Origin of the sequence: Streptomyces sp. NPDC058665 (genome assembly GCF_042714995.1) — a bacterium.
GTDB lineage: Bacteria > Actinomycetota > Actinomycetes > Streptomycetales > Streptomycetaceae > Streptomyces.
This window is the reverse complement of sequence record NZ_JBHXRX010000104.1, coordinates 1-18,307: the sequence shown is the minus strand read 5'-3', so window position 1 is coordinate 18,307 and position 18,307 is coordinate 1. Positions and strand designations below refer to the sequence as shown.

Annotated in this window: 17 protein-coding genes and 1 pseudogene; 5 read left to right on the top strand and 13 right to left on the bottom strand. The window is 70.6% G+C overall.

Annotated features, from left to right (window positions below):
- Nucleotides 1-119 precede the first annotated feature (119 nt).
- Nucleotides 120-503, top strand: a pseudogene (locus ACFWV8_RS36640) (AraC family transcriptional regulator); the annotation flags it as partial.
- Nucleotides 504-555: 52 nt separating this feature from the next.
- Here the strand turns inward: ACFWV8_RS36640 and ACFWV8_RS36635 are convergent.
- From ACFWV8_RS36635 to ACFWV8_RS36625, 3 genes are all read right to left on the bottom strand, one after another.
- Nucleotides 556-1,476 (bottom strand): RNA polymerase sigma-70 factor, encoded by a 921-nt coding sequence (locus ACFWV8_RS36635; RefSeq protein WP_384214571.1) that lies wholly within the window; start codon nt 1,474-1,476, stop codon nt 556-558.
- Nucleotides 1,473-1,991, bottom strand: coding sequence for a carboxymuconolactone decarboxylase family protein (locus ACFWV8_RS36630; protein WP_384214569.1), 519 nt, complete (start codon nt 1,989-1,991; stop codon nt 1,473-1,475). The genes ACFWV8_RS36635 and ACFWV8_RS36630 overlap by 4 nt, the downstream gene beginning before the upstream one ends.
- Nucleotides 1,992-2,123: 132 nt before the next feature.
- Nucleotides 2,124-2,699: a dihydrofolate reductase family protein gene (locus ACFWV8_RS36625; RefSeq protein WP_384214567.1), complete on the bottom strand. Its 576-nt coding sequence runs from the start codon at nt 2,697-2,699 to the stop codon at nt 2,124-2,126.
- A 215-nt stretch (nt 2,700-2,914) separates the two neighbouring features.
- On the opposite strand from ACFWV8_RS36625, the gene ACFWV8_RS36620 reads away from it, so the two are divergent.
- Nucleotides 2,915-6,991: a discoidin domain-containing protein gene (locus ACFWV8_RS36620; protein WP_384214565.1), complete on the top strand. Its 4,077-nt coding sequence runs from the start codon at nt 2,915-2,917 to the stop codon at nt 6,989-6,991.
- Between the two features lie 67 nt (nt 6,992-7,058).
- On the opposite strand, the gene ACFWV8_RS36615 is transcribed toward ACFWV8_RS36620, so the two are convergent.
- Together ACFWV8_RS36615 and ACFWV8_RS36610 are read right to left on the bottom strand one after the other, a co-directional pair.
- Nucleotides 7,059-7,766, bottom strand: coding sequence for a hypothetical protein (locus ACFWV8_RS36615; protein WP_384214563.1), 708 nt, complete (start codon nt 7,764-7,766; stop codon nt 7,059-7,061).
- 2 nt (nt 7,767-7,768) lie between these two features.
- Nucleotides 7,769-8,299 (bottom strand): sigma factor-like helix-turn-helix DNA-binding protein, encoded by a 531-nt coding sequence (locus ACFWV8_RS36610; RefSeq protein ID WP_384214560.1) that lies wholly within the window; start codon nt 8,297-8,299, stop codon nt 7,769-7,771.
- A 553-nt stretch (nt 8,300-8,852) separates the two neighbouring features.
- Here ACFWV8_RS36610 and ACFWV8_RS36605 point away from each other — a divergent pair.
- Nucleotides 8,853-9,671 carry an SAM-dependent methyltransferase gene (locus tag ACFWV8_RS36605; RefSeq protein ID WP_384214557.1) on the top strand — a complete coding sequence of 273 codons (819 nt, stop codon included), beginning with the start codon at nt 8,853-8,855 and terminating at the stop codon, nt 9,669-9,671.
- Nucleotides 9,672-9,716: 45 nt separating this feature from the next.
- Here ACFWV8_RS36605 and ACFWV8_RS36600 read toward each other — a convergent pair whose 3' ends face one another.
- On the bottom strand, nt 9,717-10,376 hold the full coding sequence (locus ACFWV8_RS36600; RefSeq protein ID WP_384214555.1) for a response regulator: 660 nt from the start codon (nt 10,374-10,376) through the stop codon (nt 9,717-9,719).
- Between the two features lie 5 nt (nt 10,377-10,381).
- Nucleotides 10,382-11,590 (bottom strand): sensor histidine kinase, encoded by a 1,209-nt coding sequence (locus ACFWV8_RS36595; RefSeq protein WP_384214552.1) that lies wholly within the window; start codon nt 11,588-11,590, stop codon nt 10,382-10,384.
- A gap of 131 nt (nt 11,591-11,721) precedes the next feature.
- On the opposite strand from ACFWV8_RS36595, the gene ACFWV8_RS36590 reads away from it, so the two are divergent.
- Together ACFWV8_RS36590 and ACFWV8_RS36585 are read left to right on the top strand one after the other, a co-directional pair.
- Nucleotides 11,722-12,699: an ABC transporter ATP-binding protein gene (locus ACFWV8_RS36590; protein ID WP_384214549.1), complete on the top strand. Its 978-nt coding sequence runs from the start codon at nt 11,722-11,724 to the stop codon at nt 12,697-12,699.
- A 2-nt stretch (nt 12,700-12,701) separates the two neighbouring features.
- A complete protein-coding gene (locus ACFWV8_RS36585; protein ID WP_384214546.1) occupies nt 12,702-13,439 on the top strand; it encodes an ABC transporter permease in 738 nt (245 codons plus the stop codon).
- Nucleotides 13,440-13,516: 77 nt separating this feature from the next.
- Here the strand turns inward: ACFWV8_RS36585 and ACFWV8_RS36580 are convergent, their stop codons facing one another.
- The 6 genes from ACFWV8_RS36580 to ACFWV8_RS36555 all read right to left on the bottom strand — a co-directional run.
- The gene (locus ACFWV8_RS36580; protein WP_384214543.1) at nt 13,517-13,897 is read right to left on the bottom strand and encodes a hypothetical protein; all 381 of its coding nucleotides are present in this window, start codon (nt 13,895-13,897) and stop codon (nt 13,517-13,519) included.
- 57 nt (nt 13,898-13,954) lie between these two features.
- Entirely contained in the window at nt 13,955-14,371 is a 417-nt protein-coding gene (locus ACFWV8_RS36575) for a hypothetical protein (protein WP_384214540.1), read from the bottom strand.
- Nucleotides 14,372-14,461: 90 nt separating this feature from the next.
- The gene (locus tag ACFWV8_RS36570) at nt 14,462-14,944 is read right to left on the bottom strand and encodes an Ig-like domain-containing protein (RefSeq protein WP_384214536.1); all 483 of its coding nucleotides are present in this window, start codon (nt 14,942-14,944) and stop codon (nt 14,462-14,464) included.
- Between the two features lie 133 nt (nt 14,945-15,077).
- Nucleotides 15,078-16,094 (bottom strand): IPT/TIG domain-containing protein, encoded by a 1,017-nt coding sequence (locus ACFWV8_RS36565; protein WP_384214532.1) that lies wholly within the window; start codon nt 16,092-16,094, stop codon nt 15,078-15,080.
- Nucleotides 16,095-16,312: 218 nt separating this feature from the next.
- Nucleotides 16,313-17,059, bottom strand: a complete 747-nt coding sequence (locus ACFWV8_RS36560; protein WP_384214529.1) for an IPT/TIG domain-containing protein — start codon at nt 17,057-17,059, stop codon at nt 16,313-16,315.
- 666 nt (nt 17,060-17,725) lie between these two features.
- The coding region (locus ACFWV8_RS36555) for a response regulator (RefSeq protein WP_384214524.1) at nt 17,726-18,307 on the bottom strand (582 nt) is incomplete at its 5' end.

The window sequence follows — 18,307 nt, the reverse complement described above, 5'->3', positions numbered from 1 at the left end:
CGCCCGGCGTGAGCCCCCCTTCAGGCGGGCAACGCCACTTCCGCAACTCGCCCTCGGCGGAGGAGCCGCGCCGCCCCCGGGCGCCATTGGCCCCGCACCCCGGCAGGTTTCTTCCCGGCATGCACACCGTCGGCGTCCTCGCTCTCGGTCAGGTCGTCCCCTTCTACCTGGCCACCCCGATCGAGGTCTTCGCCCGGACCCGGCTCGCACCTGGCAGCCGCGGCTACCAGGTGCGCGTGTGTGCCGAGCAACCGGACGTCGACGCGGGTTCATTCACCCTGCCGCGGTCCTCACGCCCGCCGCCCGGGACGCGCAGCGCGGCTGCCGCGCACGGTACCCGTATCGCGTCCATCTGGGCCGCGGCCGGTCAACCGGCCACCGCACACCCGGACAACAACGGGCAGCTGCTCACCTCCGGCGCCGCCGACGCGGCGCGCCTTTCCGTCGTCCCGCTCGAACGGGAGGGCGGCCAGGCGCAGTTCATCGTCCACGACCACCCGCCCGGCGGACGCTCCGTTCTCGACCTGGTCCGTACGCGCCGGTCCCGTTCCGATCTCATCCGCGCCGGCGCTCCCGCTTCAGTTCGCGGTCGATGGCCCACGCGTCGGCGACCGGCCCGAGGTGGCCGAGCTTGTCGGGGTTGAGGATCGTGCGGATCGTCTGGATCTGCCCGTCGAGGACGTCCAAGGCAAGGATATGGAGCACCTTGCCGTCCCGGTCGCGGAAGATCGCACCGGGCTGGCCGTTGACCTCGTGCGGCTCGAACGTCACGTCGATCCGGCTCAGCAAGGGGAAGACCGTGCCCAGCACCCGCGCAACCCTCTGCGCGCCCACGAGAGCCCTGCCCAGCTGCGGCGCCTTCCCTCCGCCGTCGCCGACCAGCTGCGCGTCCGCCGCCAGCAGATCCCGCAGCCCGACCACGTCGCCGTCCTTCAGCGCGTCGAAGAACCGTGCCGCCAGCTTCTGACGTTCCTCGCGGTCCGCCTCGAACCGCGGGCGCCCGGCCTCCATGTGCCGCCGCGCCCGGACCAGCAGTTGCCGGCACGCCGCCTCCGAGCGCCCCACCGCCCCGGCGATCTCGTCGAACCCGAAGGCGAACACCTCCCGCATCAGGAAGACCGCCCGCTCCAGCGGGGTGAGCCGCTCCAACAGCAGCAGCGCCGCGATCGACACCGAGTCGGCCAGCTCCACCGACCGCGCCGGATCCTCGTACGGATCGCTGAGCAGCGGCTCGGGGAACCACGGGCCCACGTACTGCTCCCGCCGTACGCGCGCGGAACGCAGCACATCGATCGAGATCCGGGTCACCACGGCCGACAGAAATGCCTTGGCCGACGCGGGCCGCGTCGCCGAGCCGTCGAAGCGCAGCCATGTCTCCTGCACCGCGTCCTCGGCCTCACTCACGCTGCCCAGGATCCGGTAGGCGATCGAGAACAGCAGCGGCCGCAGCTCCTCGAACTCGTCGACCTCGCTCACGCCGACTCCTCTCCGGCCGCCGCAGCCATCCGGTCGAGCTGCCCGGCCCGGTAGTCGGCGAGCGGCTGCTGGGTGATGATGTTGAGCCGGTTCACCGTGTTCATGAAGGACACCAGGATCACCAGGGCGGTGAGCTGCTCCTCGTCGTAGTGCTTGGCGGCGTACTCCCACGTCTCGTCGCTGACCCCGCCCGCCGCGTCCGCGACCCTGGTCCCCTCCTCCGCGAGCGTCAGCGCGGCCCGCTCGGCGTCGGTGAACAGCGAGCCGGCCTCCCGCCAGGCCGTGACCAGGTTCAGCCGCACGTCGGTCTCGCCGAGGGCGACGGCCTCCTTGACGTGGATGTCGATGCAGACGGCGCAGCCGTTGATCTGGCTCACGCGAAGCGCCACGAGCTCCTGTGTCGCGGCGGGCAGCGCCGACGCCTTGAGCCCCATGCCCACCGACATGAAGGTCTTGGAGATCTTGCCGACGGCGGGGCTGGCGAAGTAGTTCAGTCGGGCGTTCCCGGCGTTCATGGTGTGCTCCTCTGCGGTCGTCGTCAGTGGTTGCACCCTCTGGGACGAGACAGCCCGGCCCCCTGTGACACGGCCGGGTGACACCATCCGCGCACCGCCGGCCCGCGCGCCCGTGGACCAGTGGATCACGGGTCAGCGGATCACCTTGAACCGCAGGTGGGTGGCGTGGGTGGTCCCGACCGCCTGGGTACGCTCCAGCCGGTGCCGGCCGCCCAGGTGCTCGAACAGCCGTGTGCCGCCGCCGAGCAGGACCGGCGCCAGATGGATCTGGATCTCGTCCAGCAGACCGGCGGCAAGGCACTGCTGGGCGGCGCTCGCCCCGTGCACGCCGACCGTCCTGTCCCCCGCCGCCGCCCGCGCCCGCTCCACCGCGCTGTGGATGCCGTCGGTGACGAAGGTGAAGACCGACGGCGCCCGGACGGTCCCCGGGGCCGGGGCGTTGTGGGTGAGTACGAAGCAGGGCGCCGGCCCGCCGGGCCCGCCGTCGCCCCAGCCGCCGTCTCCTTCGGCCAGGTCGTAGGAGCGCCGGCCCATCAGGATCGAACCGAGCCCGGTGCCCATCGCGGCCAGCAGCTCGACGTCGCCGGGGTCCGGCTCCGTCAGCCATTGGTGCAGGACGTCGCCCCCGTCCCCCAGTTGCCGCTCGCGGGTGACGTTCGGCCCGGTGACGAACCCGTCCAGCGACATCGAGATTCCGGCGATGACCATGCTGACGCGTCTCCTTCGTCGTGTCCCCGGCCGGACGGTTCCGGCCCTCGTGCACATCAGACCGTCGGCACGGGCGCTTCTCATCGGGCAACTCGGCGGAATCGTCCCGGCTCTTGACAGAACCCGTGCGGGATTACAGCCTATGGCAACGTTGTCAGACGGTCTGTGCAGGCCGTTTGCTCTTGAGGGCTCGCCTGGAATGGACCACGTCACTCATGCAGAACCAGTCATCTCACCCTTCCCGCAGAGCAGTTGTCGCGACCGGCTCGACCCTGCTCGCCGGTTTCGGCCTCGGGGTCGCGCTGCCCGGAACCGGCCACGCCGCCGGCACCGCGCTCACCGCCGACGCCGCCCGCGGCCGGGGTGAACTCGCCGCGTACCGCCCCGTCCAGGTGTCGTCGGTCGACTACGCGCCCAACCCGGCCGAGTTCGTGGTCGACAAGCTCAACTCCCCCGGTGTGAAGGGCAGCGGCTGGCGCGCCGCCGCCGGTGACCCGCAGTGGATCTCCGTCGATCTCCAGGCGGAGTGCACCGTCGACTCGGTCCGGCTCACCTTCGAAGCCACCGCGGACGACCCGGTCTTCACCCCGTCCCCCACCGGCAGCCCCCGTGACAACACGACCGGGCAGGAGATCCTCTCCAGTTGCGCCGTAGCCTTCACCATCGAGACCTCCCGGGACCGCCGCACGTGGACCACCGTCCACCGCACCACGGACGGCACCGGCGGAGTCGCCGAGATCAAGCTGGACAGGGCGACCACCGCGCGCTGGGTGCGGATGACGGTAACGAAGCGCTCGAACGCCAACCCGCTGGGTCTCAACGGGTTCGAGGTGTACGGCACCGCCAAGGGCCACCGCCCCGCCGCCACCGGGTGGACCGACTGGGGCACCCACGACCACCGGGCCCCCGCGCTGAAGGTCGCCGACGACGGCACCGTGCCGCTGGAGTCCGGCTGGACGCTGACCATGGACGACTGGGCGGGTGCCGAGGGCGCCGAGCTGTCCCGGCCGTCGGTCGACACCAGCCGCTGGCTGCCCGCGACCGTCCCCGGCACGGTCCTCGGCTCACTGGTGGAGCAGGGCCATCTGCCCGACCCGGTCTCGGGCATGAACAACCTGCACATCCCGGAGGCGCTGTCGCGCCACTCCTGGTGGTACCGGCGCGGCTTCCGGCTGCCGGACCGCCTGCGTACCGGCTCCGGGCGCCATGTCTGGCTGGAGTTCGACGGTGTGAACCACCAGGCGGACATCTGGCTCAACGGCGAGCGGGCCGGCGGGCTGACGTACCCCTTCGCGCGCTCCTCCCACGACGTGACACCGCTGCTGGCGGCCGACGGCGAGCAGACGCTGGCCGTACGGATCACGCCCATGCCCTTCCCCGGCAGCCCCGGCGACAAGAGCGAGGCCGGTCTTGCCTTCGTGGACGCCGGTGCCAACATGATGAACCGCAACTCCCCGACGTATCTTGCCGCTTCGGGCTGGGACTGGATGCCCGCCGTACGCGACCGGGTCTCCGGCATCTGGAACCACGTACGGCTGCGCTCGACCGGTCACGCCGTCATCGGCGACCCGCGTGTCGACACGACCCTGCCGGATCTGCCGGACACCCGCGTCGCCGAGGTGACGGTCGTCGTGCCGGTGCGCAACGCCGACACGGCGGAGCAACGCGTGACGGTCACCGCGTCGTTCGGCGACGTACGGGTCTCCCGCACCGTCACCGTGCCGGGCGGCGGCTCCACCGATGTCGTCTTCACGCCGGCCGACCACCAGAGCCTGCGGGTGCGCGACCCGCGGCTGTGGTGGCCCAACGGCTACGGCGAGCCCGCCCTGCAGGACCTCACTCTCGTCGCGGCGGTCGGCGGGAAGGAGAGCGACCGGCGCACCACGCGCTTCGGCATCCGCCAGTTCGGCTACGAGTACGCGGTGCCGCTGCCGTTCGGCGGCGGGACCGACGCGTACACGCAGTCGGTCCCGCTGGGGGCCAGGACGGCGCGGTACGTACGCGTCCGCTGTCTGACGCGCGCCACCGACTGGGGCTCATCGCTGTGGGGTCTGTCGGTTATCGACAGCGCCGCGCCGGGCACGGACCTGGCGCTGCGCAAGGAGGCCATCGCCTCGTCCGTGGACGAGGCGGGTCATGAGGCGGGCAATGTCACCGACGGAGACGCCAGGACCCGCTGGGCCTCGAAGTTCGAGGACGACCACTGGATCCAGGTGGACCTCGGCGCTTCCGTCTCCTTCGACCGCGTGGACCTGACGTGGGAGCAGGCGTACGCGAAGACGTACGTCGTCCAGATCTCCGCCGACGGCGACAACTGGACGGACGCGGAGTCGGTCGACAACTCGGCGGTGCCGCTGCCGTTCAAGAACGCCAACGCGAGTCTGCAGAGTGTCGACACCGGTGCCCGCGAGGCGCGCTATGTGCGGATCAACGGCGGTGAGCGGGCGACCAGTTGGGGCAACTCGCTGTGGACGCTTTCGGTGATCGACAGTGCGCGGCCGGGCACCGACCTGGCCCTGCACAAGGAGGCCACGGCCTCCACGGAGGACGGTGACAGCAAGGCGGCCAACGCCACCGACGGGAAGGCCGACACCCGTTGGTCCTCCGCCTACGAGGACAACCAGTGGATCCAGGTGGACCTCGGCGCTTCCGTCTCCTTCGACCGGGTGGTGATCGTCTGGGAGCCCGCGTATCCCAAGACGTATGTCATCCAGATCTCCGACGACGGTGAGAAGTGGACGGACGTGAAGTCCGTCGACAACACCCCCGAACCGCTGAAGATCAGCGTGAACGGTGTACGGGTCTTCTGCCGGGGCGGCAACTGGGGCTGGGACGAACTCCTGCGCCGGATGCCCGCCGAGCGGATGGACACGGCGGTGCGGATGCACCGGGACATGAACTTCACCATGATCCGGAACTGGCTCGGCAGCAGCAACCGCGAGGAGTTCTTCGCCAGTTGTGACGAGTACGGGCTCCTCGTCTGGAACGACTTCCCGAACGCGTGGGCCATGGACCCGCCGGACCACGACGCGTTCAACACGCTGGCGCGCGACACCGTACGCCGCTACCGCACGCACCCCAGCGTCGTCCTGTGGTGCGGGGCCAACGAGGGCAACCCGCCCGCCGCGATCGACAACGGCATGCGGGAGGCGGTCCTTTCGGAGGCGCCGGGCATCTTCTACCAGAACAACTCGGCCGGCGGCATCATCTCCGGCGGCGGTCCGTACGGCTGGGTGGAGCCGGAGCGCTACTTCTCCCGGTCCACCTACGGCGGGGGCCACTTCGGCTTCCACACGGAGATCGGCATGCCCGTGGTCTCGACGGCGGAGAGCATGCGCAACCTGGTCGGCGACGAGCCGGAGTGGCCGATCGGCGAGGCGTGGTACTACCACGACTGGAGCACCCGGGGGAACCAGGCCCCGCAGAACTACCGCGCCGCGATCGAGACACGGCTGGGCACGGCCGGGGATCTGGACGACTTCACGCGCAAGGCGCAGTTCGTCAACTACGACAACGTGCGCGCCATGTTCGAGGCGTGGAACGCCAACCTCTGGAAGGACGCCAGCGGCCTGATGCTGTGGATGTCCCACCCGGCCTGGCACAGCACGGTGTGGCAGACGTACGACTACGACTTCGACGTCAACGGCACGTACTACGGTGCCCGTAAGGCGTGCGAAGCCGTCCATGTGCAGGCCGACCCGCAGAAGTGGGACGTGATCGCGGTCAACCACACCGGGCGCGCGCTCAAGGGGGTCACGGTGACGGCCCGGCTGTACGACCTGACGGGCAGCCAACTCGGTTCGAGCCGCCACACGAAAGTGGACATCGCCGCGTCGAGCACCACCCCCGCGTTCACGGCCGCGTTCGGGGAGGACCTGCCCGACCTGCATCTGCTGCGGCTGGTCCTGGAGGACAGCAAGGGCAGGTCGCTGTCGGAGAACACGTACTGGCGCTACCGCAGCCCCTCCGACATGCGGGCACTGAACACGTCCCGCCCGGTGAAGGTCACCGCCGACCTCGGCCATGTCTCCCGCTCGGGCGAACACCGCACGATGAGCGTGACGGTACGCAACCGGGGCACGGCGGTGGCATCGATGCTGCGCCTGTCGCTGCTGGACGCCAAGGACGGCGGACGGGTGCTGCCGACGCTGTACGGCGACAACTACCTCTGGCTGCTCCCCGGCGAGTCGCGAACGGTGACACTGAACTGGCCGTCACAGTCCCTGCGTTCGGGCCGCCCGGCACTGCGGATCGAGGGCTACAACACCAAGGAGACGGTGATCCACGCCTGACGCCGCCCCGCTCACCACCCGGTCCGCCACCCACCACCCGGCGGTTGCCGGACCGCCGGTGACCGGCTCACGGCCGTGTGCCGGGCGGGGCTTGGTGGTCGTGGGGGAGGTCGTGGGTCAGAGTGGGGACCGGGCGGGGGATGGTGCCGTAGTCGAGGTCCGGGTCGACCGGGAGGCGGTTGATGACCGCCTCCAGCCGGGCCGGGAGGGTCGGGCGGGTGCCGGAGCGGCACTGGGTGAGCAGTTGGTGGCGGATGCTCTCCGGCAGCAGTGGGCGGGCGGGCGGGGTCGGCGTGGGGCCGGCCGGGGCGGTGTCCAGTCTTCGGGCCTCCGCGCGCCAGTGTCTGGCGTCACTGAACTCCGCGCGCCGCCCGTGCGCGAGGGAGAGACAGAAAGCGGCGGTCCGGTTGCCGCCGCCGGCGGCGAACTGCCACCAGAACTGGGCCGCGTCATGGTCCCGGGCCAGGTGGAGCAGTGCGGCGAAGACGACCGCGCCCTCGGGGTCGGGCCGGTCGTCGTCCGCCAGCCGCTCCAACGCCGCTGCCGCCTGCGGGGTGTCGACGATGAGGGCGACCGCCAGGTCGAGATCCCGGGCGGCCTGCTCGTGGGCGGCGACTGGACGCCGCGCATCGGTGCCGTCGCCGGGATCCGGGGAGCCGGCCTTGGTGTCGACGCGCCGCCGGGCGGCCTCGGTGTCGTAGTCCGTGTAGGTGTCCGCGAGGACTTCCGCCTGGTTCAGCAGGTCGCTGATGGAAGCGTGGTCGTTGGTGCGCACGTCTAGTCTTCCGTCTCGGTCGGGCCGGTCTTGATGTTGAGCTCGCGTGCCAGGCGCCGTCGGGCGTGCCGTACATGGGAGCGTACGGTGGCGGGTTCGATGCCGAGATACTCCGCGACATGCTCCTCGTCCATGCCGAGGACGAACCGCAGGACGATGACGTCGTACTGGCGCTCGGGCAGACCGGCGATGGCCGCGTACAGGCCGAGTTCGCCCGCCAGGACGGCGAACTCGTCGCGCGGCTCGTGCAGGAGGAGTTTCCCGATGGCCGCGTGGAAGGCCGCGGTGCCCACCAGGAGGGGTTCGAGCCCGCGTTCGTCCAGCCAGCGGTGGATCTCCTCCTTCAGCAGCGACCACGCGTACTGGGGCACCGACTCCTGCGCCAGGACGTACTTCCAGTCGCTCTTCAGACGCGCGCACGCGGCGTCCACGACGGTCTCCGCCGCGGGCCGGCCGCCGACCTGGGTGTGGGCGTAACGCATCCACGGTGTGCGGTGGTAGTCGTGGAAGGCGTCGAAGGTCAGACCCAGCACCTCCCGTCGGGCGTCCCAGGGAGCGCTCGCGCCGTTACCCCGTGTCCTGGGCGAAGAAGCCGCCATCACGTCCCGTTCTCGGCGCGCGGCGCCGTGGCCGGCAGGCAGTGGTTACGAGTGCGTATGGCGCCGGGGAGGATCCGGGCGGCGGTTCCCCGGTCCACCGGACCTTCCAGATCGAGTTCCACAAAAGTCCTTGAGTGACTGGGCGCCCCGCCGCTCCACTGCGGAGGACGTCGGCGGAGACCTGCTGTCTCATGAGTCAGCCAACCTGAGGACGGGCCTTCCTGTGCGGCCCATCCCCCAAAGATTCTCACAGACAGCAATAGTATGACTACTAAAGCGTTCGGGTGGAGGTCCCGACGGTGCATTCCCCATGCGTCCGAGCCCGGCGGCGCACGCCTTCGCAGAACGGCTTCCGCTTCCACGGTTGTCACCTGCGGGCGGCGGGAAGTGAACTGCGATGGCGAAGGGGGGCGTTCACGCGGGCGCGCACCCGGCGCACAATCAGACGACCACGATCAGACGACGCAGAACCCCCCGGGAGCCCGGCATGGCGGACGACAGCACGGTGGACCTGAAGCTGGATCAGGCGCACTCGGCGCGTATGTACGACTACTACCTCGGCGGCACCACCAACTTCCCCGCCGACCGGGAAGCCGCCGGCAAGGCTCTGGCCGCCTTCCCCTCCCTCCTGGCCACCGCCCGGATCAACCGGCGTTTCATGCGCCGCTCGACGCGGTTCCTCGCGCAGCAGGGCATGACCCAGTTCTTCGACATCGGCACCGGCATCCCCACCTCCCCCAACCTCCACGAGGTCGCGCAGGAGGTCACCCCCTCATCCCGTGTCGTCTACACCGACAACGACCCGATCGTCCTCGCCCACGCCCGCGCCCTGCTCCACAGCCATGCCGACGGCCACACCGCCTACGCCCACGCCGACGCCACCGACCCCGCCGGACTCCTGGCGACACCCGAGATATCGGACACCCTCGACTTCACGCGGCCCATCGCCCTGAGCCTCAACGCGCTGCTCCACTTCATCACCGACGACCTTGTCGACGGGGGCGCCCACGGCATCGTCGAACACCTCAAGGCGGCGCTCCCCAAGGGAAGCACCCTCACCATCACCCATGTCACCCCCGACTTCGACCCCGAGGGCATCGCCCGCCTCACGGGCGCGTACCGCGCCGCCGGCACCCCGGGGCAGGCGCGCTCCCAGGCGGACATCGCCCGCCTCTTCGACGGCTGGGACCTCCTCGACCCGGGCCTCGTCCCCTCCCAGCGCTGGCGCCCCGACCTTGAGGACCAGGCCGAGAACGTCACGGACGCGGAAGCCGCCTGCTACGCGGGAATCGCCCGTAAGCCGTGACCGGCCAGCCTGCCTGCCGGCCGAGCGCCGACCGGCCGGCATCCGCTACTCGTCGGCCCCCGGAGTGATGAAGCCCGACTCGTACGCCGTGATCACCGCCTGGATACGGTCCCGCGCGCCGAGCTTCGCGAGCACCCCGCTCACATGCGTCTTCACCGTCTCGGTGCCCAGATGCAGCCGCGCGGCGATCTCCGCGTTCGTCAGTCCCCGGGCCACGAGCCGCAGGACCTGGCCCTCGCGTCCGGTGAGCGCCGCCTTCTCCAGTGCGCGCCGTGAGGATTCGTCGCCGTGCGCGGCGGCGAGGGAGCGCAGCGCGGGCGGAAAGAGCAGCGACTCGCCCTCCGCGACGATCCGCACGGCGTGCACGATCTCGCTGGGCCGCGCGCGCTTGAGCAGGAACCCGTCGGCGCCGGCGCGCAGCGCCTCGTAGACGTACTCGTCCTCGTCGAACGTCGTGATGACGAGGATCCTCGGAGGATCGGCGACCGTCCGCAGCACCGCCCGCGTCGCCTCGATGCCGTCCATCAGCGGCATACGTACGTCCATGGCGACGACGTCCGGCCGCAACTTCCGCAGCAGGGGGATGACGGCGGCGCCGTCCGCCGCCTCGCCGACGACCTCGATGTCGGGCTGCGCCTCAAGGATGGCGCGCAGCCCGGCACGTACGAGGGCGTCGTCGTCGACGAGCAGAACGGTGATCGGCATGCGGGTCACCGTAGCGGCAGGGTGACGCGGACCCGCCACTCTCCCCCGTGCGGCCCGTACTCGGCCACCCCGCCGAGCAGTACGGCCCGCTCGTGCAGCCCGCGCAGCCCGGAGCCCCCGTCGCGGAAGTCGCCAGGCTCGGCGGGCAGTTTGTTCCGCACCTCCAGCTCCAGCCGGCCGTCGCGGACCTCGGTCCGTACGGTCACCGGCACCGGACCCGCGTGCCGCAGCACATTGGTGAGGCACTCCTGGAGCATCCGGTAGCCCTCACGCGAGACCGGTCCGGGCAGGCCGTCGACGTCCCCGTCCGTCTCCGTGATCACATCGGCCCCGGCCCCGCGCGCCGACTCCACCAGCCGTCCGGCACGGGCGAGCGTGAACCGCTGTTCCGCCGGGCTGCCGTCATCGCGCAACAGCCGTAGGACCCGGTCCAGTTCGGACAGGGCCTCGCGCCCCGTGTCCTCGATGGCGGCCAGCGCCCGGTCGGTGAACTCCGGCGTCCCGGCCGCGCGCGCCGCGCCCGCCTGCACCACGGCGATGGTGAGCGCGTGCCCGATGGTGTCGTGCAACTCGCGGGCGATCCGGGTGCGTTCCCGCAACCGCTCCGTACGCTCCTCCAGTTCCGCGAACCGCTCCGCGGGGGACGGACCGAGCAGCCGGGGCGCGAGCGCGGCCATCAGCGCACCGGACGCCCAGGTGAGGGCGAGCAACGCGGCGCCTGTCACCGGGGCGAGCAGCGGGTACCACCAGTGCCACTCCCCCGGCAGCTGCACCGTGGGCCCGAACGGCGGCCACAGGGACGGCGTCAGCAGCCCCAGCACCAGCACGGCGCCGTTGATGGTGACAGCGGTGACCCCGAAGCCGAGCCACAGCCGCAGCGTCATCCATTCGAAGACCCGCCAGCGGTCGCCCCACGAGGCCGAGGGCGAACCGGCGATCCCGAGGTCCTGTCGCCGAGCCGGCGCCGTCGGTCTGGGAAAGAGCAGCAGTTGCGCCTGCATCGTCTCGGCCACCCGCATACCGGGGACACACGCGGCGATCGCGACCAACGGCAGAGGCACGAACGGCAGCAGCCATAGGGCGTCGTCATCGTCCAGCCCCGGGTAGACCAGTCCGACGATCGGCGCCGCCATCGCGCCGATGAACAGGTGCAGCCACCGGGTGTAGGTGACCGTACGTATCGCGGGCCGCGACAGCCGGATCAGACGCCTCATGGGGTCCATCGTCCCAGCGGCGTACGGCGGGTGGCTCCCCCACGTGGGGGAGCACGCTCCCGCAGCCGGGGGAGTTCTCTCCCGCCGCCGGGGGAAGCGGTCGCCCTTCCCCGGACGGCACCGTGGTGGGCATGACAGCGATCGATGTGAAGGACCTGACCAAGGTCTACCCGCGGGTACGTGCGGTGGACCGCCTCACCTTCTCGGTCCGGCCCGGCCAGGTCACCGGGTTCCTCGGCCCCAACGGTGCGGGCAAGTCGACCACCATGCGCCTCGTGCTCGGTCTGGACCGCCCCACCTCCGGCACGGCAACGATCGGTGGGCGCCCGTTCACCGAACTCGATGAGCCGCTGCGGCACGTGGGCGCCCTCCTGGACGCCCAGGCACCGCACGGGTCCCGCACCGCCCGCGCCCACCTCCTCGCGCTCGCCGCGAGCAATCGCATCCCCGACAGGCGGGTGGACGAGGTCCTCGAACAGACGGGCATCGCGAGCGTGGGCTCCCGCCGGGTGAAGACGTTCTCCCTCGGCATGCGCCAGCGCCTGGGCGTCGCGGCGGCCCTGCTCGGCGACCCCGAGGTGCTGCTTCTGGACGAGCCGTCGAACGGCCTCGACCCCGAGGGCATCATCTGGATCCGCGAGCTGATGCGCGGCCTCGCGGCGGAGAACCGCACCGTGCTGGTCTCCAGCCATCTGATGGGCGAGACGGCCTCCTTCGCCGACCATCTGATCGTCCTCGGCAAGGGCAGGCTGCTGGCGGACACACCGACGAAGGACTTCATCGCGTCCCGCGTGAAGCCGCGTGTCCGCGTCCGTACGACGGAGCCCGCACGGCTGCGCGAGGTACTGCTGCGGCACGGCCACGCCCCCGCCGAGTCGGACGACGGCCGCGTACTGATCGAGAACGCGGAGATCGACGACATCGGCCTCCTGGCCGCCGGGGAAGGCATCGTCCTTCTCGAACTCGCCGCCGAGGAGGCCACGTTGGAGCAGGCGTACCTCGATCTCACTTCCGGTGAGACGGAGTTCTCCGCGCCGGCCCCGGCCGGGCCCCTTCCAACGACCCCGACCTCGATCTCGCCCCCGACTTCGACCCCGCAGGAGGCCTGACCATGTCCACCTCAGCCGTGCTCCGCTCCGAGTGGATCAAAATCAGGAGTCTGCGCGGGACCGCCTGGTCCCTGCTGGCCGGCTTCGTACTGACGGTCGGCTTCGGGGCGGCGGCCAACGCGGACACCGGCGATTCCGAGGCGGACAGCGCCGACTTCGACGCGCTCTACTCCGTGTTCATCGGTCTCAACCTGGGCCAGATCGCTGCGATCGCCTTCGGCACGATGGCGACGTCGTCCGAGTACCAGGGGGGAGCCATCCGCGCCTCGCTGACCGCGGTGCCGAAACGGGGCCTGTTCTACGCGGCGAAGCTCGCGAACGTGGCAGGTCTGGCGCTGGCACTCGGCCTGGTGACCACGCTTGTCTCGTTCCTGGCGGGAAGCGCCTTCATGGGCGACGCGGCGCCGGACCCGGGCGACGGAGACTCGGTGCGCGCGGTCGTGGGCGGAGCGGTGTACCTCACGCTGATGGCGGTCTTCGCGGCCGGTCTGACGGCGGTGCTGCGCAGTGGGGTCGCCGTCCTGAGCATCGTGATCCCGTTCACCCTCGTTCTCTCCATGGTCCTCGGCGAGGCGTCGGGTTCCATCACCGACTATCTCCCTGACCGCGCGGGCCAGCAGGTCCTGTACGCGGACCCGCCGGGCGACCTGGCGCCGCTGGCGGGCCTGGCGGTGACAGCGCTGTGGGCGGTCGCGGCGACGCTGGCGGGCTGGTGGTTCCTGCGGCGCAGGGACGCGTAGGTCCTACGTCCGACGGGCAGAACCTCGCCCGCACGGTGACCGGGACGGTCTGCCGTACGCGGGCCGCGGCCGTGGAATCAGGGGCGAGCCTCGGCGCGTAACGGGCCACACTCGCCGGGAGTGCGACGGCCCCGTCCGTGTGGGCCGAGGTGAACTCCGCCTGCCAGCTGACCGTGGGGCTCACCGGCGAGACTCCCGTCCCGTCCGGGGGCGACGGTGGTCACCACCCGGTACTTCGCCCTGCCGGGCGGCAGTTGGAACGTGACCGCGTCCAACACGTCATCGGCAACGGCGAGTTGCTTCCCGTTCCGGTAGACCGTCGTGGCGGCGGACGCCGCGTCGTACACGCTCCGGCCGAGGTGGCCCTCGCCGTCGGCGAACGGGGTGAGGCGCCCGGTGAGCGTGTCACCGTCACGGACCAGGCCCGCGCCCTTTCCGACGAGCGCCGGTCCGAACACCCCGGAACTCCCTCTGCCGGGCGGCTATTTGCCGTCGCCCCCCGCACACTCGGCGGCCTAGTGGGTGTCTACCTGCGCGTCCGAGTAGTCCAGGAGGTCCTGGTAGGTCTGGCCCTCAGGGCGGTAGAAGCGGCGGCTGTCCCACTCCGCGCCGAGCGACGATTCGGCGATCAGGCGTGAGAACGTCAGCGCGGCCGACAAGGGCCGGTGATTGACCACGACCGCGTCGACCTCGCCCTGCTCGTTTCGGTGCATTGTCGCGGTGGCCTTGATCGGCCGTCCGTCGACGACCGCCGTGTACTCCTCCACATGGTAGGAGCCGGCGTCGAAGCTGAATGTGTCCACCCGGTCGCGGTAGAACCCACTAACAATCCCGAGTTGGGCCCGCACGGCGTCGCGCCCCTGGAGCACACCGTTCATCACCACGCCCTCAAGCGTGACATCGTCGGCCAAGTTGTCCGTGAACGACACCATGACGGTCCCCTCTCATCCAACACACGCCCCGGCGGGAGGCCCGGATCGGTCGGCTCTCCATGAAACCGGGCCACCCGCCATCAGGGGCTACTAGTGCTTGTAGATGTTCACGGGGTTGTGGATCTTGCCGACGTTGAAGCCGATCAGTCCGCCGCAGGCGAGGAGACAGAAGCCGGGGTTCGGCGGACCGGGCGGCGTGGGGGTGGACGTGATCTGGACGGTCGTGGTGCTGTTCGAGGCGTCGCAGTCATCGTTCCCGTTGTAGGCCGCCGTGATGGTGTGCGAGCCGACGGTGGTGAACGAGGCGCTGTAGCTGGCCAGGCCATTGGCGTTCACCGGCACGGTGTCGAGCAGGTCGCTTCCGTCGAAGAACGTCACGCCGAGCCCACCTGATGGGTCACCGGTACAGTCGATCGTCGCCGCCAGCTGTACCGCGTCGCCCACCTCGGCGGACTGCGGAGTGGCGGTCACCGAGGTGGTCGACGGTGCGGCCCAGGCGGGCGAGGCCAGCCCCAGCACGGCCGCCATGGCGGTGGCGACGACAAGTCTTCCTCTGCGTGGTGTGATCCTCACCGGTTCTGCTCCTTGCTCTTTGGCTAGGCCCGCAGGGTGCGGGCGCCGTTGAGCTTCACGCTATGGGGGCCCCTTTTCCGTTCCAGGGAGGCGGCGCCCACGAGTAGCCTGACTGGACCCCGGCGTCCGGGTGTCAGATGCCGGGCGGGGGGACCCGGGTGTAGGTCAGCCCGGGGCTGGTGCCGCCGACCGTCGTGACGGTCACGGTCACCGGGCCCGCGGGCCCCGCGGGTGCGACTGCCGTGACCTGGGTGTCCGACACGACGGTGAACGGGACGGGGGTGCCCCCGAAGGTGACGGCCGAGGTGGTGGACAGGTTCGTACCGGTGAGGGTGACCACGGTGCCCGCGGACGTCGGACCGCTGCTGGGCACCAGTGACGTCAGGGTGGGCGCGGCGACGTAGCTGAAGGCGACGGGGTTGCTCGTGCCTCCCGGGGTGACCACCGTGATCGGTGAACTCCCCGTCCCCGGCGGTGCGGTGGCCGTGATCTGCGTCGCCGACACCACGGTGAACGAGGTGGCGTTGGTGACGCCGAACCGTACGGCAGTGGCGTTGAGCAGATCGCTCCCGGTCAGGGTGACCACCACACCGCCGGCCGTCGGGCCCTGCGAGGGGCTGGCACTGGTGAGGATGGGGACCCCGGCGTAGAAGAAGAAGACGTCGGGGGCGCTGGTGCCTCCCGGTGTCGTGACGGCCACCACCGCGGCGCCGACGCCGCCGGGGGGTGTCACGGCGGTGATCTGGGTGGCCGAGTTCACCGTGAACGACGTCGCGGGGACTCCGCCGAAGGTGACCGACGAGGCTCCGGTGAACCCGGTCCCCGTGAGGGTGACATTGGTGCCACCCGCCGTCGGGCCACTGCTGGGCGACACACCGGTGACCACCGGCACCTGTGAGACCACATAGGTGAATGTCACCGAGTTGCTGTTGCCGGTCGGATGGAGGACGATCACCGCCGCCGCGCCCGCGGCACGGGGCGGGCTCACCGTCGTGATCTGGGTGGCCGAATTGACCACGAAGGAGGGGGCGTTGGTACTGCCGAACCGTACGCCGGTGGACCCCGTCATTCCGGTGCCGGTGAGGGTGACGGTGGTGCCCCCGGTGGTGGGCCCTTGCGAGGGATTGATGGTGTTGATCGTAGGCGGCATGAGGATGCTCCTATGGCAGCCAGGGCGAAGCCCGGGGGGACGCGGATGTCCGGTCCGGGCCGGGGAAACCGCCCGGTCCGGGGCTTCGGTGAATGAGGGCCGTCCGCCCACCGGGGATCGCGTGGCCGGACGGCGGAGAGACGAGAACCACTGCTGGGACAGCGGTGGTCAAGGAGAGCTGCCGCCCGGTGGGAACCGGGCGGCAGCGGGGGTGGCGGTCAGATACCGGGAGGCGTCACGTAGGTGAACGCGCCGGCGGCCGTGTCGGAACCGGCCGGGTTGGTCACCACCACGTCGACCGCGCCGGCGGCGCCGGGCGGGGTGACTGCCGAGATCGTGGTGGAGTTCACCAGGGTGAACGGTGCCGGGTTGCCGTCGAAGGTGACCGAGTCGGTGGTGCCGAGGTTGGTACCGACGATGGTCACACCGGTACCGCCGGTGGTCGGTCCTGAGGTGGGCGTCACCGAGGTAACGGTGGGGACGTCCACGTAGGTGTAGGACAGACCGTTGTTCGTGCCGCCCGCGGTGGTCACGCTCACTCCCACGGGGCCCGCTGCCACGCCCGCGGGCACGGCGACGGTGATCTGGGTGTCGGAGATGACCGTCGGCGTCGCGGAGTTGGCGCCGAACGACACACTGGTCGCCGTCGCCAGCCCGACACCGTTGATCGTGACCGTGTTGCCGCCCACGAGGGGACCGGACGTCGGCCCGAGCGAGGACTTGAACGGCGCTCCGACGTAGAAGAACGGAATCGGGTTGCTCGTGCCACCGGGGGTGGTCACGGTCACCCCGACACTGCCGGAGCCCGAGGGCGACACGGCGGTGACCTGGGTCGGCGAGACGTTGGTGACGCTGGTGCCCGGCTTGGTGCCGAAGGTTACGGCGGTGGTGCCGGACAGGTTCGTACCGGTGATCGTCACCAGCGTGCCACCGCCGGTAGATCCCTGGTTCGGAGAGATGGGCATGGAAAGACTCCTCGCTGACAAGACAGGACAGAGGACACAGCGGAACCTGTGGACCGCCGGGCCACCCTTCGCGGAGGGCCCTTGCGGGAGGACGGATTACTGAGCCGTGCCGCCGGTCGATGGAGATCCCTCGTAGCCGCACAAAGGAAGAACCGGCAGGCGCCGCCCTTTACCGTGATCTCCGGTTATGGGATGGGCGGCCCACCGGTTCGCTGTTTCAAGTACCCCACAGGGAGGAATCTCTGACAAGGCGCCAGTCACCACACGTGGATGGTTGAGCGGGTCGCGGCGGGCGCCTGCGTACCACCGCTGTACCACCGGGGCACGCCCTCCCGTCGGCATATGCACTCCCGGCGGCGTATGCCCAGGGTCTTTCCCCGGTCAGCCCGGAAAACAGACCAGTCGGCACCGCCGAAGCGGCGCCGACTGGCTTTCCAACCCCCACCGGGTGCCCATCGCAGCCCCGGCTGACCTGCACCTTCCCCACGTGTGGAAGGGACAGACCATCCCGGCACCACGCATCCCGGATGGTTCGGGCTGCCCATTGGTTGGAATAGGTTCAGTAACGCAGGAACCCGGCATATGCCACAAGTTCCAGCTCACCGAGTCACCCGATCGGAGTAGCATGTGGAATGGTGGCCTCGCGTCTGAGGCCTCTTCACCGCTTCAGAGGTCGTCCACGTCGACCAGTCCGTCCTGGACGGCGCGGGCCACCAGGCTGGCCTTGGTCCGGGCGGGGCGGCCCACGTTCGCGTACTTGATACGCACGCGGTCCAGATACGAGTTGACCGTCCCCGTGGAGATGCCGAGGCGCTGCGCGACGAGTTCCTTCGACTCCGACTGGAACCACTCGATGAGTACGTTCTCCTCGCGTACGGAGAGTTGGGGGCGGTCGGCGCGGGCGTTCGTTCCCAGCGCGCCGGCCAGCGCGGGCGGCATGTAGGGCCGTTCGTCGGCCGCCGCCAAAGTCGCCTCGACCAGGTGCTGTTGGCCCTCGCTCTTGGTCAGAAAGGTCGCGGCCCCCAGGTCCAGGCAGTTGAGCGCGGTCTTCTCGTCGTCGCGCATCGAGTAGACGACCACCTGCCGCCCGGCGTCGACGAGCCGTCGCAGGCTGCCGAACGCGGGGCCGCCCTGGCCCAGTTGCAGATCCAGGACGACGACATCGGCCGTACTGCCCGGCGCGGTCCAGGCTTCCTGTACGGAGGAACCGGCCGCGACCACGGTGATGGGCCGCCGGGACACGGCGTA